A 15,540-nucleotide genomic window follows, 5' to 3' on the forward strand; every position below is an offset into this window, starting at 1 on the left:
ATATGTTCTCTTTTTGTTTCAGCATCTCGATCGTCTTATGAGCGCCATTCCTACACAGCCCGTCCGCAAGATCATCCATGTCGATATGGATGCTTTTTACGCATCCGTGGAACAGCGGGACAATCCCGACCTGCGTGGAAAACCGCTCGCTGTTGGTGGGTCGGCGGCGCGCGGCGTCGTGGCTGCTGCCAGCTATGAGGCAAGAACATTTGGTGTGCATTCGGCCATGCCGTCAGTCACCGCCAAACGAAAATGTCCCGATCTGATTTTCGTACCGCCTCGCTTTGAGGTGTACCGACAGGTTTCGCAACAAATCAGAGAGATTTTTGCGGAGTATACGCCTTTGATAGAACCGCTCTCGCTGGATGAAGCCTATCTCGACGTCACAGAAAATCTGAAAGGCATGGAGATCGCGACCGATATCGCACTGGAAATTCGTGCCAAGATCAAGGCTGTTACCGGCCTCAATGCGTCCGCCGGTATCTCCTACAATAAATTTCTGGCGAAGATGGCAAGCGACCTGAACAAGCCGAACGGCCAGGCGGTCATCACGCCGAAAAATGGACCCGGTTTTGTCGAAGCGCTTCCCGTCAAGAAGTTCCATGGGGTAGGACCGGCCACGGCAGAGCGGATGAGGCGACATGGCATCGAGACCGGGCTCGATCTCAAATCCAAGCCCCTCGCCTTTCTTCAGCAGCACTTCGGCAAATCCGGCCCCTATTTTTACGGCATTGCGCGCGGGATCGACGACCGTCAGGTCAAGCCCAACCGCATTCGAAAATCCATTGGAGCCGAGGATACATTTGTGGAGGATGTCGATGATCTGGGCCTTGCCCAAGCGGAACTGCGACCGCTGGCGCAAAAGGTATGGCGGCACTGCGAGGCGCACGACATCACCGGGAAGACGGTGACCGTCAAAATCAAATATTCGGATTTCACGCAGGCAACCCGCAGCAAGACGGTGTCAGTGGGTATTTCTGACCTCGATACGATTGTTGAGATGGCCGAAACATTGCTTGCCTCCGTCTTCCCATTCAAACGACCGGTTCGGCTGCTGGGTGTCACGCTGTCATCGCTCGACACGGAAGAAAGAGTCCAAGCGCCGCAACTGGATTTGGGATTGTAGAAAAAGGGTGGCTCTAAAGCAGAAAAGCCTGCCGCGGGAGGAGGTGCGGCAGGCTTTCCAAAAAGAACCGAACAGCGACTGGGAGGAGGAGTGCCGCTGTTCCGACAGGCGCCCTTGGGAGGAGGATAGGGCTACCTGAATTCGAAGCTTTGCGGGAGGAGGTGCATCGCTTCGATGAGATTAAGATAGCAATTTTCGCCGCCTATTAAATAGATTTCCTTGCAGTACAGACATGCGCGAAACGCATGGCTAGAGTTATGCAGGATTTCTATCGCGCTGAAACGAAAACGCCCGCTTCATCAGCGGGCGTTTTCGTCATAAAGCAAAATTCAAAGCCGAAGCTTAGCGGCCAACTGCTGCGCGGGCTACGCTGCGGATGTCGGCGTGGTTGATGCCGAGGTCCTGAAGTTCGCGCGAGCTCATGCGGCCCAGTTCGGTTACGGTCTGACGGTATTTGCGCCAGTTGTTGAAAGAGCGTGCTACGTTCATGATGATCCCCTTTCGTGAGGCCTCTTGACGTTAGCAACCAGGCTTCGGTTCCAACGTCGTTTCGATGGTTGAGATATAGGCCTTATTGAGCTGCTTGATAACAGACAAGGATTCACGACCGCCATGCATATGACGCATGGGTAATGTAGATGTGATGAAAAATCATGCGGGCAAAACCACCATCAGAGACCCGTTGCAAACCTACTTGCGGCCGCGGAAGTCATCCATCGTGTGATATATTCCGAGCCATTGCCCACCAATCCTGTCGAACCAGCGGACCGGCAAAAGCCCACGCAGCAGCGGCAAAAAGTTGATGATCCATGGCAGACGCAGAAAAATACGGTTGGATTTGACCGCAGCAATGATGCGGTCTGCAACATACTCCGCGTCCAAAATAGGAATGAACGGTGAGCGGACACCGGCAAACATACCGGTATTGATGTAGTAAGGCGTCACCGTCGTCACACCGACACCGGTCTTTTCCTGCTCCATCTCAATACGTAAGGAATCGGACCAGCCGATGATGGCCCATTTGCTGGCGCAATAGACCGACATTTTGGGATTGGAAACCATACCTCCTGCGGAGGCGATGTTGACGATGTGGCCACTGCGGCGGGCAATCATGCCGGACAGGAATTCTCTTGCCACGTAAAGCGGCGCTGCTGCGTTGACATCCATCGTCAGCGCAATGTCTCTGGTGCTGTGTTCCGCAAAAGTTTTTCCGATAATGACGCCGGCATTGTTGATGACAATATCAACCTCTACGCCCGCAGCCCGCATTTCTTCTGCTGCGGCTGTGATCCGTGCTGGATCGGCCAGATCCACAAGATAGCCGGAAACGTGGAAGCCTTGCCCCGTCAACTCAGAAACAATGTCGTGCAGAGCCTGCTGCTGCACGTCCCAGATCACCAGATGCGCTGCGCCCTGAGCCAGAAACCTGCGCCCCAGCAACAGGCCGATACCCGATACCCCGCCTGTGATGAGGACCGTCTTACCGCGCAGTATTTTCATGGGAGACCTGCCAGTGAAAGTTGCTATGAAATAAGGAGAGTAATTACTCTCTTTTTATTCATAATAGGGGCTGCCGTCAAGCGCAGAGATTTGATATGCGCGTAAAGTCTGATTTTCAGGAAAACCGCGCTGATGCCTTCTAGACCAACCATTGATGATGCCGACCTGCCCTCGTCTGTGCCCCGGCGCGCGCCGGTTCAGGAACGTGGCCGCCGCCGCGTGCAGCAATTGCTGGATGCAGCGGTTGAGGTGTTCGTCGAGGTTGGCGTTGATAACGCGACCACCAATGCCATCGCCGCACGCGCAAAGACATCAGTAGGCCTGCTCTACAAGTTCTTCCCCAACAAGCAGGCGCTGGTGGAAGCGATGGCAGAGAAATATGTCGCCGAAATCGAAGGTTTGATAGGCCTGCAGGAGCAGGAGGGCATTGCCGAGTGGCCCCTTCGCGATGCCATCGACTGGATCGTGCGCGCGACATTGATGTTTCATGAGGCCAATCCGGCCTTTCATCATGTCCTGCGAGCCGTTCGTAGCAACAACACAGATAAAAGTACGGCTTTGCTCGATCATACGAAATATTTGATCTCGCACTTACTTGAACTGCGCATGCCCACGCTTCGCAACGCCCGGGACCTTCACGCGTCAGTGGGTGTTGAGGCTGCTCAGGCTCTGATTGTCTATGCTTGCAGGCTGCCAGAAGATGAGCGCGCAGCGGTGACCGAAGAAACGGTCAAGATGCTGACCCGTTACCTCGAGCCGGAGTATCTGCCCCCGGCTCGAAACGGGTAAACGCCTATTTGGGTTACTGCCCCAACTGTTTGATCACGTCCCGTGCAGCGGTGACGACAGCTTCGGTTGTGATGTCGAACTTCTTGTAGACATCCTCGATCTTTCCGGACGCGCCGAAACGGTGCATGCCGACAAACTTGCCATCGAGCCCGATATAGCGATCCCAGGAATCCTGCACTGCGGCTTCAACCGCGACACGGGCTCGGGTTTCACCGATCACGGACCGCTGATAGGCCACGTCCTGCTTTTCGAACAACAGTCTGCACGGCATGGAAACGACAGCCGTCGGCACACCCTCGCTCTGGAGAACATCGCGTGCCTTGACCGCCAGCTGCAACTCGGAACCCGAGGCAAAGATCGTCAGCTTCCGCTGCCCGCCTTCAGCATCCAGCAGCACATAGCCACCTTTGGCAGATAGATTGGCATCGCCCGGCTCGCGCCTTAGCAAAGGCATGGGTTGGCGAGAGAGAGCAATGAGGGCTGCCTGCCGTGGTTCGTCCAGAATGGATTCCCAGCACTCGGCAGTCTCAATGGCATCGCCGGGACGATAGACGGCCAGTTGGGGAATAGCCCGCAGCGCGCTGAGATGCTCTATCGGCTGGTGTGTCGGCCCATCTTCGCCGAGACCGATGGAATCATGGGTCATCACGAAGATCGTTCGAATTTCCATCATGGCCGCAAGACGAATGGACGGGCGGCAATAATCCGAGAAGGTCAGAAACGTACCGCCATAAGGGATGAGACCGCCATGAAGAGCGATGCCATTCATGATCGCCGCCATGCCGTGTTCGCGCACGCCGTAATGGATATAGGACCCGGAAAACGCACCGGGCTCGATATCGGTCTGGTTCTTCGCTTTGGTATTGTTGGACGGCGTTAAATCGGCAGAGCCGCCCAGCATTTCAGGGATAGCATCAAACAAATGGTTGAGGACGATGCCGCTGGATTGACGCGTCGCCAAATCCTTCTCGCTTTTCAGCAATTCCGTCTTCGCACCGGAAATCGCTTCGCGCCATCCATCGGGTAGCTCACCATCCATCCGGCGTTTGAAATCCGCTCCCAGGTCTCCCTTGGTTTGTTCAACCCGGTCCAGCCATTCCTGTCGCTTCGCACGGCCCTTGGCACCGATCTTGCGCCAGTCATCCAGCAAATTCTGCGGAATTTCAAAAGGCGGTGACGACCAGTCGAGCAGTTTGCGGGCTCCAGCGATTTCTTCTTCTCCGGGTGCATCACTATGCGCTTTCTGGGTGCCCGCCTTTGTTGGAAAACCAAACCCGATGATCGTGCGGCAGGAGATGAGCGTTGGTTTATCGGTCACGTTCCTGGCTTCGATAATGGCGTCACGAATGGCATCCGTGTTGTGGCCATCGATTTCCACCACATGCCAATTGGACGCGCGGAAACGCGCAACCTGATCGTCGGACTCAGCGAGCTTGGTCGCACCATCGATGGAAATCGAATTGTTGTCGAAGAACGCGATCAAACGCCCCAGCTTGCGATGTCCGGCGAAGGATATCGCTTCCTGGCTGATCCCTTCCATCAGGCATCCATCGCCCAGAAAGACGTAGGTGAAATGGTCGACCAGATCATCGCCAAATGACGCGTTCATGATTCTCTCGGCGAATGAGAAACCAACGGAATTTGCAAGCCCCTGCCCGAGCGGCCCGGTTGTGGTCTCTATGCCGGTGGCGTGGTGATATTCGGGGTGGCCTGCCGTGCGGCTGTCGATCTGGCGGAAACGCTTGATCTCCTCCAGCGTCATGTCTTCATAACCGGTGAGATACAACAAGCTGTAGAGCAGCATGGAACCGTGACCGTTGGAAATGATGAACCGATCACGGTCAAACCAATGTGGGTCCTTCGGATCGAAGGTCATGAACTCGGAAAACAAGACGGTTGCGATATCCGCCATGCCCATCGGCATACCGGGGTGACCGCTCTTTGCCTGCTGAACGGCGTCCATGGACAAAAACCGGATGCAATTGGCAAGCTCCCGCAAATGCGGGTCGCGTGGCGGCGGCACAGATTTCTGTGGTGAAACGGTAGATTGGTCCTGCATGGGGGAAGCTCCTCGACATGTTCGCGGTTGCGACGTCATTGTGGAAAAGCCCGCTCCACCGTCAAATGTTCCAATGACCAAATGTTTTCACCCCTTTTGAGGGCGGAAAAATTCGTCAACTCTCTCCGTTGCCACCTATGTCAATCACAACATCGATATGTCTTAATTGCTGGTGAAGTTTGGTGATACTGTTGCCCAGAAACCGGGAGAACGGGATGGCAGATAACAGCCTGAACACGCAGTTCCAGCGACTGCGCTTCGAACATTCCAATCCGCCGGAACCTCCCTGAGCCATATGGTGTTTATTCTCACCCACGGTGTGCTCCGACATTCTCACCTCCCTACTGATCCGCACGCCGCGAAACACATCCGGAATTTCACAAGGAAAATCACATGCAGATCGGAATGATGGGACTGGGCAGAATGGGCGCAAACATGGTCCGGCGCCTGCTGAAAGGCGGCCATGAATGCGTCGTCTACGATATCAACCCGGCAAGCGTTGCTGCTCTTGTTTCCGAGGGCGCTGTCGGCGCGACCTCCATGGAAGACTTCGTTTCCAAACTTCAAAAGCCCGCATGTGCATGGCTGATGCTCCCCGCAGCCATCACCGGCGCGAATGTCGACAAGGTCGCGGCCTTGATGACAGCGGGCGACATCATCATCGATGGTGGAAACTCCTATTACCATGACGATGTGGACAAGGCCGAACAACTGCGCGCCAAGGGCATCGACTATATCGATGTCGGCACCAGCGGCGGCGTCTGGGGCGTGGAGCGCGGTTATTGCCTGATGATCGGCGGACCGGATGAGGCCGTGCGTCACCTCGACCCCATCTTCGCGACGCTGGCTCCAGGCGACACGCCAGACACACAGGCGGCGAGCGAGGGTTTGCGCACTGCCCATCTCGGCTATCTGCATTGCGGCCCGACGGGTGCTGGCCATTTCGTGAAAATGGTCCATAACGGCATCGAATACGGCATGATGGCAGCTTACGCCGAGGGAATGAACATCCTGAAAGCCGCAAATGCCGGTAAAAAGACCCGAGATGTGGATGCGGAAACAAGCCCGCTGCCAACGCCGCAATATTATCAGTTCGATATCGACATGGCGGCGGTCTCGGAAGTGTGGCGGCACGGCAGCGTCATCAGCTCGTGGCTTCTCGACCTCACAGCGGACGCTTTGAAGCAGGACCCAGAGCTGGCGGGCTATGGCGGTCGGGTCTCGGATTCCGGTGAAGGACGCTGGACGCTCAAGGCCGCCATCGATACCGGCGTCCCCGCCCCGGTCCTGTCCTCCGCTCTGTTCCAGCGGTTCAGCTCGCAAGGCGAGTCGCTTTACGCTGACAAGCTTCTCTCAGCCATGCGGTTTGCCTTCGGTGGGCACCATGAAAAGCCGAAATCTGGCGCCTGAGCACAATCGAGGACATGACCATGACCGAGACACGATCCGATACGCTGGTGCTGTTCGGGGCAACTGGCGACCTTGCCTACAAGAAGATATTTCCAGCGCTTTACGCCCTTGTGGCGCGGGGCATGCTGAACGAGCCGATCATCGGTATCGCTTTTGAAGATTGGGATGTCGGGCAACTTCAGGCCCGCGCCCGCGAGGGCATAACCAAAGCCGTCGGCACCATCGATGAAGGTGTCTTCACGAAATTTGCCTCCTTGCTGCGCTATGTCAGCGGCGATTACCGCAATCAATCGACATTCGACAAGCTGAAGGACGCAATCGGCCCCGGCCGGCATCCGCTCTATTACCTGGCCGTACCACCCAGCATGTTCGAGCCTGTGGTGCAGGGGCTGGAACAATCCGGCGGAGCCACGGGCGCGCGGCTGATGGTGGAGAAACCTTTCGGGCGCGACCTGCAATCGGCGAGATGGCTGAACCGCGTTCTGCATATCGTTTTCGAAGAAAAATCGATTTATCGGATCGATCATTATCTCGGCAAGGAAGCGATCCAGAACCTGCTGTATTTCCGTTTTGCCAACTCATTTCTTGAGCCAATATGGAACCGCGATCATATCGAAAGCATCCAGATCACGATGGCGGAAGACTTTGGGGTACAGGGGCGCGGGCGGTTCTATGATGAAGTCGGTTGCATCCGCGATGTCATCCAGAACCACCTCCTCAACATTCTACTGCTTCTGGCCATGGAGCCGCCATCCGGGCGCTCGGCTGACGACCTGATCGATGAAAAAGTACAGGTTCTGAAGGCAATCCGCACATTGACGAAGGATGATGTCGTGCGCGGCCAGTTTGAAGGCTACCTTTCCGAGCCCGGCGTTCAGCCGGCCTCAAGCGTGGAAACCTTCGCCGCAGTACGGTTCTTCGTCGATACCTGGCGCTGGAAGGATGTGCCCTTCTTCATCCGTGCTGGCAAAAACCTGCCCGTCCACGCAACGGAAGTCGTTGTCCGCTTGAAGCCACCACCGCTCAATGTCTTCGATGACATCAAGCCTGCGGACGCCAATTACATCCGCTTTCGCATTGCGCCGGAAGTCTCCGTCGCCATCGGCGCTCGGCGCAAGGCGGCAGGCGATGCCATGCAGGGAGAAAAAATCGAGCTCTATGCCGTCGATGACGATCAGGGCGACATGGAGCCCTATGAGCGCCTCATCAGTGACGCGATGAACGGCAACGGCCAGCTTTTCACACGGCAGGATGCCAGTGAAATTGCCTGGCGCATCGTCGAGCCCGTGCTGGATGATAAGTCCACCCCGGCGACCTATGAGCCGGGAACCTGGGGCCCAGAAGACGCCATGGCCAACTTCGGCCCTCCGAACGGCTGGAGCGATCCCGCCTAAAACGCTGCTGCATGGACAAGATCACCAAGGCCCGACAGCGCGCCTTGGTGAATCCAATACCACCTTACGCCTCTACATATTTGAAGCCTAAAATATTTTCACGGCTCCTCCGCTTTCGATTGACAAGCGTAAAATCCAAATTTAGTTTAACCTTCAAACAATATTGCTATCTCGATGATTTTGTCGAAAAAGCTACGGAGGGTGACATGCGTATCGTCTGTATTGGTGGGGGTCCTGCGGGGCTGTATTTCGCCTTGTTGATGAAGAAGCTGCATCCTGAGCATCAGGTGACCGTGGTCGAGCGCAACCGTCCCTACGATACGTTTGGCTGGGGCGTGGTGTTTTCAGACCAGACCATGGCCTCCATGCAGGTCTGGGACAAGGACAGCGCCGACGAGATCCAGCAGGCCTTCAACCACTGGGACGATATCGAGGTTTTGTTCAAGGGCACGCGCCAGCGCACCACCGGCCACGGCTTTGTCGGCATTGGCCGCAAGAAGCTGCTCAACATTTTGCAGGCGCGCTGCGAAGCGCTGGGCGTGGAGCTAGTCTTTGAGACCGAGGTTCAAAGTGATCTGGAATATCCCGACGCCGATCTTCTGATCGTTTCGGATGGCCTGAACTCGAAAATCCGCAACAAGTATCAGGAGATTTTCGAGCCTGATCTGGTGGTGCGGCCCAACCGTTACATCTGGCTTGGCACCAACAAGCTGTTCGATGCCTTCACCTTCGACTTCCGCAAGACAGACCATGGCTGGTTTCAGGCGCATATCTACAAGTTCGATGAGAATACCTCGACCTTCATCATCGAGACGACGGAAGAGGCCTATCAGGCGCATGGGCTGGGCCAGATGGACCAGCAGCAATCGATCGACTTCTGTCAGGACCTGTTTGCCGAAACGCTCGAAGGTTCTGAGCTCATGACGAACGCGCGCCACATGCGTGGCAGCGCCTGGCTCAACTTTACTCGGCTGATCTGCGGCAAGTGGAGCCATTTCAATGGCAATTCCCATGTCGTGCTGATGGGTGACGCTGCCCATACCGCCCATTTTGCCATCGGCTCCGGCACAAAGCTGGCGATCGATGACGCCATCGAGCTCGCCAACCAGTTCAACAAGGCCGGGCACGGCAAGGACAGCATTGCCGATGTTCTCAAAACCTATGAGGATATTCGCCGCGTCGATGTCGCCCGCATCCAGAATGCTGCACGCAATGCCATGGAATGGTTCGAAGTGGTGGGGCAGCGCTATGCCGATACCCTGCCGCCCGAGCAGTTCATGTATTCGATGCTCACCCGCTCGCAGCGCATCAGCCACGAGAACCTGCGCCTGCGCGACAAGGACTGGCTGGAGGGCTATGAGCACTGGTTTGCCCAGCAATCCGGTTTGCAGGTGAAGGACAATGAACGCTGCCTGCCCCCGATGTTTACGCCCTATACGCTGCGCGGCACCACGCTTGCCAACCGCATCGTCGTCTCACCGATGGCGATGTATTCGGCGACCGATGGTTTGCTCGATGATTTCCACATGGTGCATCTGGGCGCGCGCGCCATGGGTGGCGCGGGTCTGGTCTTTGCGGAGATGACCTGCGTATCGCCGGATGCCCGCATCACCCCCGGTTGCCTTGGCCTGTGGAACGACGAGCAGATTGCGGGCTGGAAACGGTTCGTGGCCTTTGCCCATGCCAATAGTGCTGCCAAGGTCGGCATTCAGCTGGGCCATGCCGGGCGCAAGGGCGCGACAAAACTGGCCTGGGAGGGCATCGACCAGCCGCTGGAGACCGGCGTGTGGCCGCTATTCTCGGCCTCAGCGCTCCCTTACCTGAAGCACAGCGTCGTGCCCAAAGCGATGGACCGGGCCGATATGGACCGCGTCAAAGCCGACTTCGTTGCCGCCACCAAGCGTGCCGCCGAAACCGGGGCCGACTGGCTGGAGCTGCACTGCGCCCATGGCTATCTGCTGTCGAGCTTCCTGTCGCCACTAACGAATTTGCGGACGGATGAATACGGTGGCAGCCATGAGAACATGGCGCGCTATCCGCTGGAGGTCTTTGCAGCGGTGCGTGCCGCTTGGCCTGAAAACAAGCCGATCTCGGTTCGCCTGTCCTGCCATGACTGGGCAGAGGGCGGCAATACGCCAGAGGATGCGGCGATCTATGCGCAGATGTTCAAGGATGCGGGGGCCGATCTGATCGACTGCTCCTCGGGTCAGGTGTCGAAGGAAGAAAAGCCCGTCTATGGCCGTCTGTTCCAGACGCCGTTCTCGGACAAGATCCGCAACGAAATCGGCATTCCGACCATTGCCGTCGGTGCGATCTCGGAGGCCGATCATGCCAACTCGATCATCTCGGCCGGTCGTGCGGATCTGTGCGCCGTTGCCCGTCCGCATCTTGCCGATCCATCCTGGACTTTGCATGAAGCGGCCAGGATCGGCCTGAAATCCGTTGAATGGCCCAAGCAATATATGTCGGCGAAAGCACAATACGAAGCCAATCTCGACCGCGCAGCGGCGGCAAAGTGAGGCTGACATGGTAAAGCAGACCCTTGAAGGCCACCATGCGCTGGTGACCGGAGCTGGAAGCGGCATCGGTGCGGCCATTGCCATGACCCTGGCAAAAGCTGGGGCGAAGGTGACGCTCGCCGGGCGTCGTCGCCAGCCGCTGGAAGACGTGGCCACTGCCATCGGCAGCAACTGCCTCGTTCTCGATGGCTTCGATGTCACCCAGCCGGACGCGATTGCGAGTGGTCTGGAGCGCGCGCGAAAAGCGTTCGGGGCCATCTCCATTCTGGTCAACAATGCCGGCGAGGCTCCAAGTGCGTCCTTCGAAAAGACCACGCTCGACATGTGGAGCCATGTGCTGTCGGTCGATCTGACCGGGGTCTTCAATGTCACGCAGGCGGCCCTTGCCGATCTGAAAGCCCATGGCGCCGGTGCCCGTATCGTCAACATTGCGTCGACGGCGGGTTTGACCGGCTACGCCTATGTCTCTGCCTATTGCGCCGCCAAGCATGGCGTCATCGGCATGACGCGGGCGCTCGCGCTGGAGCTGGCCAAGAAGGGCGTGACGGTCAATGCCGTCTGCCCGGGCTTTACCGATACGCCGATCATCCAGCGCTCGCTGGAGACAATCATCGAAAAGACAGGGCGCAGCCGCGATGAGGCCTTGGCCGAGTTCACCAGATCCAATCCTCAGGCACGCCTGATCCAGCCGCAGGAGGTGGCCGATACCGTGTTGTGGCTTGCCTCACCGGGCGCAGGCTCGATCACTGGACAGGCCATTGCCATTGCCGGTGGCGAAATCATGGTTGGCTGAGCGAGTTAAAAAGCGAGAAGACACATGCCCTATACCCATTCCAAGCCGATGCGTTTCGGCGATTGCGACCTGACCGGGATCGCCTACCATCCGGCCTATCTGTCCATGCTGGTCGACGTCAACGAAGCGATGTTCGCCTCTTTTGGCATCACTTGGAAAGAGATCATGTTCGAGCGCAAGCTGGGCTTGCCGACCGTGACCATGAACCTCGAGTTCAAGAAGCCAGCCGTTTACGGCGATGTCCTGGATTTTGCCGTGCATGTGCGCTCCATCGGTCGCGCCTCGCTCGATCTGGAAACTATCGTGACCGTCAATGGTGACATCATCTGGACGGTGCGCCAGCGCATCGTCATGACGTCCCTCACTGACCATAAATCCCATCCCTGGCCCGACGATATCCGCGCAGGCCTGACACGTTATCTGGAGCCAAGACATGATGCATGAAATCATCCAGCCGGACGGATGGGCAAAGCCCATCGGCTATTCCAACGGTATCAGCGCCCGTGGACGCATCGTTCAGGTCGGCGGCCAGATCGGCTGGGATGAACATTGCCAGTTCCATTCCGACGATTTTGTCGATCAGGTGCGCCAGACGCTCTTGAACATCGTCAGCGTGCTGGAAGCGGCCAATGCCAAACCGGAGCATCTCATCCAGATGACATGGTATTTTACCGACCGCGAGGCCTACAAATCCCGCATGCGGGAAATCGGTGCCATCTACCGCGAGATCATCGGTCGCCACTTCCCGCCCATGGCCGCCGTTCAGGTCGTGGCGCTGATGGAAGACCGCGCCAAGATCGAGATCCAGTCGCTGGCCGTGGTGCCTGACTGATCACCATTCAAAGAGGAGGAGAATTCGATGACCAGCAACGTCAGGCCCGTGATTACCCGCAAGGGTGAGGAAGACACAGGAACCGGCCAGTCCGGCGGCTGCGTGCGCATCTCCGGCGTCAGCCCGCAGCACACGCCCGCCACCAAAATCTGGTTCGGCAAGGTCTCCAACGACCCCGGCTACCGCTCCTATCCGCACCACCACGGCGAGGCCGAGACCGGCGGTTATGTGCTCAAAGGCAAGGCGCGCATCTATTTTGGCGAGAACTGGCAGGAGTTCCTCGACATGGAAGAGGGCGACTTCATCTTTGTGCCGCCGAACTGGCCGCATATCGAGGTCAACATGTCCACGACGGAAGAGCTGGTCTGGCTGACGACCCGCACGCCGGACAATATCGTCGTCAATCTGCCCGACGTCGATGACAGCGTTCTCACCGGCTTCAGGAGAGCAGAATGAAACTGTTGAGACTTGGAGCCTTCGGCGCTGAAAAGCCCGCACTTCTCGCAGACGATGGCACGTTGCGCGATCTCTCCGGCGTCGTATCGGACATTGCAGCCGAAACGCTTGGTGATGAGGCTCTCTCCCGAATCCGTGCCGTCGATCCGACAAGCCTGCCGGTCGTTTCCGCTGACCGCGTCGGTGCCTGCGTCGGCCATGTCGGCAAGTTCATCTGCGTCGGCCTGAACTATGCTGATCATGCCAAGGAGACGGGCAAGGAGCCACCACCCGAACCAATCCTGTTCATGAAGGCCACGACCGCTGTTGTCGGCCCGAATGACGATGTCGAGATACCCCGTACCTCTGCCAAGACCGACTGGGAGGTCGAGCTTGGCGTGGTCATCGGCAAGCACGCCAAATATGTGAGCGAAGCCGATGCGCTGTCTTATGTCGCCGGTTATTGCGTCGTCAATGACGTCTCCGAGCGCGCCTTCCAGTCGGAGCGTGGCGGTCAGTGGACCAAGGGCAAGAGCCACGACACCTTCGGACCGATCGGCCCATGGCTGGTCACCCGTGATGAGGTTGCCGATCCGCAGAATCTTGCGCTGTGGCTCGATGTCGACGGTCAGCGCCGCCAGACCGGCAATACCTCCACCATGATCTTCGGTGTGGCCCATCTCGTCCATTATATCAGCCAGTTCATGACGCTGATGCCGGGTGATATCATCGCCACCGGCACGCCGCCGGGTGTGGGCATGGGCATCAAGCCGACACCGGTCTTCCTTCAGCCGGGTCAGGTCATGACACTTGGCATCGAAGGTCTTGGCGAACAGCGCCAGACCACCATCGAAGCGAGGGCTTGAGCATGAGCGATCTCAAAGGCCGTCTGGCCATCGTTACCGGGGGTGCACGCGGACAGGGCGAAGCCGAAGCGCGGCTGTTTGCATCCAAGGGTGCAGCCGTCATCATCGCCGATTTGCTGGCCGATGAAGGCTGCGCTCTGGCGCAGGCCTTGCAAGATGACGGATTCGAAGCCCGCTATGTCCATCTCGATGTGACCGACCCAGCAAGCTGGGAAGGGGTCGTTACCCTTGCTACCGAGTGGAAAGGCCGCATCGACATCCTCGTCAACAATGCCGGCATCATCAACCGCTCGACGGTTGCCTCGACAGGTCTGGAAGCCTGGGAACGTGTCCTCAAGGTCAATCTGACCGGCGCCTTCCTCGGCATTCAGGCGGTCACCGACCGCATGGCGGAAAGCGGCGGTGGCTCCATCATCAACATCTCCTCCAATAGCGGCTTTTCCGGCCACTATGATCCGGCCTATACCGCCAGCAAATGGGGCCTTCGCGGCCTTACCCGCAGTGCGGCCATGGAGTTGGTCTCGAAGAGCATCCGCGTCAACGCCGTCTGCCCGGGCCTCGTCGTCACCGGCCTCAATGCCGCAAGCCCGCATCTCAAGCCTATGATCGAGATGACACCGATGAAGCGCAGCGGAAAGCCAGAGGAAATCGCCGAGTTAGTGCTGTTTCTTGCGTCTGACGCATCCAGCTTCATCACCGGCGAAGACTTTGTCATTGATGGCGGGTTTACCGCAGGCGCCGCCTATCGCCGCGTAGCAACGCAGACGAATATTTTCCCCGATAGTTGAGGGCCGATGCCTCTTCAATTATTCGGACGCAGGAATCGCTCTGCGTCCGAATAAAAATATAAATTCTGCAGGGAATGAAGTTTGCTTCACCCGCTGTTCTGGCTAGCAAAGATTGCGATGCGCTGATATGCCAGATGTTCTTTGAATGTTCAAACATGTTGACGTAAGTCGGTATTTGCCATTCAAGGCGTGAAAGGGGCGGGACTATGTCGGCGGTCGATCTCGAAATCATTATCAGCGATACGCAAGAGGGCAAGAAGCAGGAGCTTCGCCTCTGGCTGCGCCTGCTGTCCACCACCAAGCTGATCTCGCAGGAAATACGCCGCCGCCTGCGCCGTGAATTCGGGGCCACCCTGCCGCAGTTCGATCTGCTATCCCAGCTGTACCGGGAGCCGGAAGGTTTGCGTCTTGGCGAATTGTCGAAACGCACCATGGTCACGAATGGCAACATCACCGGCCTCGTTGAACGACTGGAATTGGACGGCCTCGTGCTGCGCGAACGGCCAGCCGATGACCGACGCGTCATCGTCGCATGCCTGACAGACAAGGGCCGGACAATATTCGAAGCCATGGCGGAAGCGCATGGAGGCTGGCTGGAAGACATGATGGCGGATGTGGACCCCATCGTGGTCTCCGGCCTTCTCACCCATGTTGGACAGGTCAAACGGTCGGCGCACAACCATCTCTCTGCCGATGAAGGCGACGACCTTTAAAGGCAGTATCCCCGGCTTGATTACCTGACACGCGTCAATCCTTAGCGCAGTTATGGGCAGCCTCCACGAGCGTGTAAGAGACACAGAGCCTTGCTCAAATCTCGATGTTCTTATCTGGCGCTCTGCCACCACCATTAAAATCAAAAGAACTTGCTCTTTAGCGCCGACGCATGTTTGCCTCGGCAGGATGCAGAATGCCTGAACTAGATTTTGGCAACAAAGCACTAAGGCCAACTAGCCTCAAAATATCCTTTAAAAACAACGAATTTCCGGCGCATCTCAAAAATCTCATTGCCCGGTAAATCGGCGTGTAGGC

General features: G+C 57.4%; 15 protein-coding genes. 12 read left to right on the forward strand and 3 right to left on the reverse strand.

All coding sequences use genetic code 11. The features are described 5' to 3' along the window. The first annotated feature begins 37 nt into the window (after nt 1-37). Complete coding sequence (gene dinB, locus ABUK73_RS09695; RefSeq protein ID WP_353577098.1) at nt 38-1,126, forward strand: DNA polymerase IV; 1,089 nt, start codon at nt 38-40, stop codon at nt 1,124-1,126. Between the two features lie 342 nt (nt 1,127-1,468). Here the strand turns inward: dinB and ABUK73_RS09700 are convergent, their stop codons facing one another. Both ABUK73_RS09700 and ABUK73_RS09705 read right to left on the reverse strand, forming a co-directional pair. Next, on the reverse strand, nt 1,469-1,615 hold the full coding sequence (locus ABUK73_RS09700; protein ID WP_113086612.1) for a DUF1127 domain-containing protein: 147 nt from the start codon (nt 1,613-1,615) through the stop codon (nt 1,469-1,471). A gap of 201 nt (nt 1,616-1,816) precedes the next feature. Then, nucleotides 1,817-2,626, reverse strand: coding sequence for an SDR family oxidoreductase (locus ABUK73_RS09705; RefSeq protein WP_353577099.1), 810 nt, complete (start codon nt 2,624-2,626; stop codon nt 1,817-1,819). Between the two features lie 132 nt (nt 2,627-2,758). On the opposite strand from ABUK73_RS09705, the gene ABUK73_RS09710 reads away from it, so the two are divergent. Then, on the forward strand, nt 2,759-3,415 hold the full coding sequence (locus ABUK73_RS09710; RefSeq protein WP_113086614.1) for a TetR/AcrR family transcriptional regulator: 657 nt from the start codon (nt 2,759-2,761) through the stop codon (nt 3,413-3,415). Nucleotides 3,416-3,428: 13 nt separating this feature from the next. Here the strand turns inward: ABUK73_RS09710 and tkt are convergent, their stop codons facing one another. Then, nucleotides 3,429-5,474 (reverse strand): transketolase, encoded by a 2,046-nt coding sequence (tkt, locus tag ABUK73_RS09715; protein WP_353577100.1) that lies wholly within the window; start codon nt 5,472-5,474, stop codon nt 3,429-3,431. A gap of 393 nt (nt 5,475-5,867) precedes the next feature. Here tkt and gnd point away from each other — a divergent pair, with 393 nt between their 5' ends. From gnd to ABUK73_RS09765, 10 genes are all read left to right on the forward strand, one after another. Beyond that, on the forward strand, nt 5,868-6,884 hold the full coding sequence (gene gnd / locus ABUK73_RS09720) for a phosphogluconate dehydrogenase (NAD(+)-dependent, decarboxylating) (protein WP_353577101.1): 1,017 nt from the start codon (nt 5,868-5,870) through the stop codon (nt 6,882-6,884). 20 nt (nt 6,885-6,904) lie between these two features. Continuing rightward, nucleotides 6,905-8,278, forward strand: a complete 1,374-nt coding sequence (gene zwf, locus ABUK73_RS09725; protein WP_353577102.1) for a glucose-6-phosphate dehydrogenase — start codon at nt 6,905-6,907, stop codon at nt 8,276-8,278. A 206-nt stretch (nt 8,279-8,484) separates the two neighbouring features. After that, a complete protein-coding gene (locus tag ABUK73_RS09730) occupies nt 8,485-10,797 on the forward strand; it encodes a bifunctional salicylyl-CoA 5-hydroxylase/oxidoreductase (protein WP_353577103.1) in 2,313 nt (770 codons plus the stop codon). Between the two features lie 7 nt (nt 10,798-10,804). After that, nucleotides 10,805-11,590 (forward strand): SDR family NAD(P)-dependent oxidoreductase, encoded by a 786-nt coding sequence (locus tag ABUK73_RS09735; protein WP_353577104.1) that lies wholly within the window; start codon nt 10,805-10,807, stop codon nt 11,588-11,590. A 24-nt stretch (nt 11,591-11,614) separates the two neighbouring features. Further along, the gene (locus tag ABUK73_RS09740) at nt 11,615-12,034 is read left to right on the forward strand and encodes an acyl-CoA thioesterase (protein ID WP_353577105.1); all 420 of its coding nucleotides are present in this window, start codon (nt 11,615-11,617) and stop codon (nt 12,032-12,034) included. Beyond that, nucleotides 12,027-12,422 (forward strand): RidA family protein, encoded by a 396-nt coding sequence (locus ABUK73_RS09745; RefSeq protein WP_062448574.1) that lies wholly within the window; start codon nt 12,027-12,029, stop codon nt 12,420-12,422. The genes ABUK73_RS09740 and ABUK73_RS09745 overlap by 8 nt, the downstream gene beginning before the upstream one ends. Nucleotides 12,423-12,449: 27 nt before the next feature. Beyond that, entirely contained in the window at nt 12,450-12,878 is a 429-nt protein-coding gene (locus ABUK73_RS09750; protein WP_353577106.1) for a cupin domain-containing protein, read from the forward strand. Continuing rightward, the gene (locus tag ABUK73_RS09755; protein ID WP_353577107.1) at nt 12,875-13,723 is read left to right on the forward strand and encodes a fumarylacetoacetate hydrolase family protein; all 849 of its coding nucleotides are present in this window, start codon (nt 12,875-12,877) and stop codon (nt 13,721-13,723) included. The genes ABUK73_RS09750 and ABUK73_RS09755 overlap by 4 nt, the downstream gene beginning before the upstream one ends. 2 nt (nt 13,724-13,725) lie before the next feature. Beyond that, complete coding sequence (locus ABUK73_RS09760; RefSeq protein ID WP_353577108.1) at nt 13,726-14,511, forward strand: SDR family NAD(P)-dependent oxidoreductase; 786 nt, start codon at nt 13,726-13,728, stop codon at nt 14,509-14,511. Nucleotides 14,512-14,717: 206 nt separating this feature from the next. Continuing rightward, entirely contained in the window at nt 14,718-15,224 is a 507-nt protein-coding gene (locus tag ABUK73_RS09765) for a MarR family winged helix-turn-helix transcriptional regulator (protein WP_353577109.1), read from the forward strand. The last annotated feature ends 316 nt before the right edge of the window (nt 15,225-15,540 follow it).

This window comes from Agrobacterium vacciniicorymbosi (assembly GCF_040427045.1).
Classification (GTDB): Bacteria; Pseudomonadota; Alphaproteobacteria; order Rhizobiales; family Rhizobiaceae; genus Agrobacterium.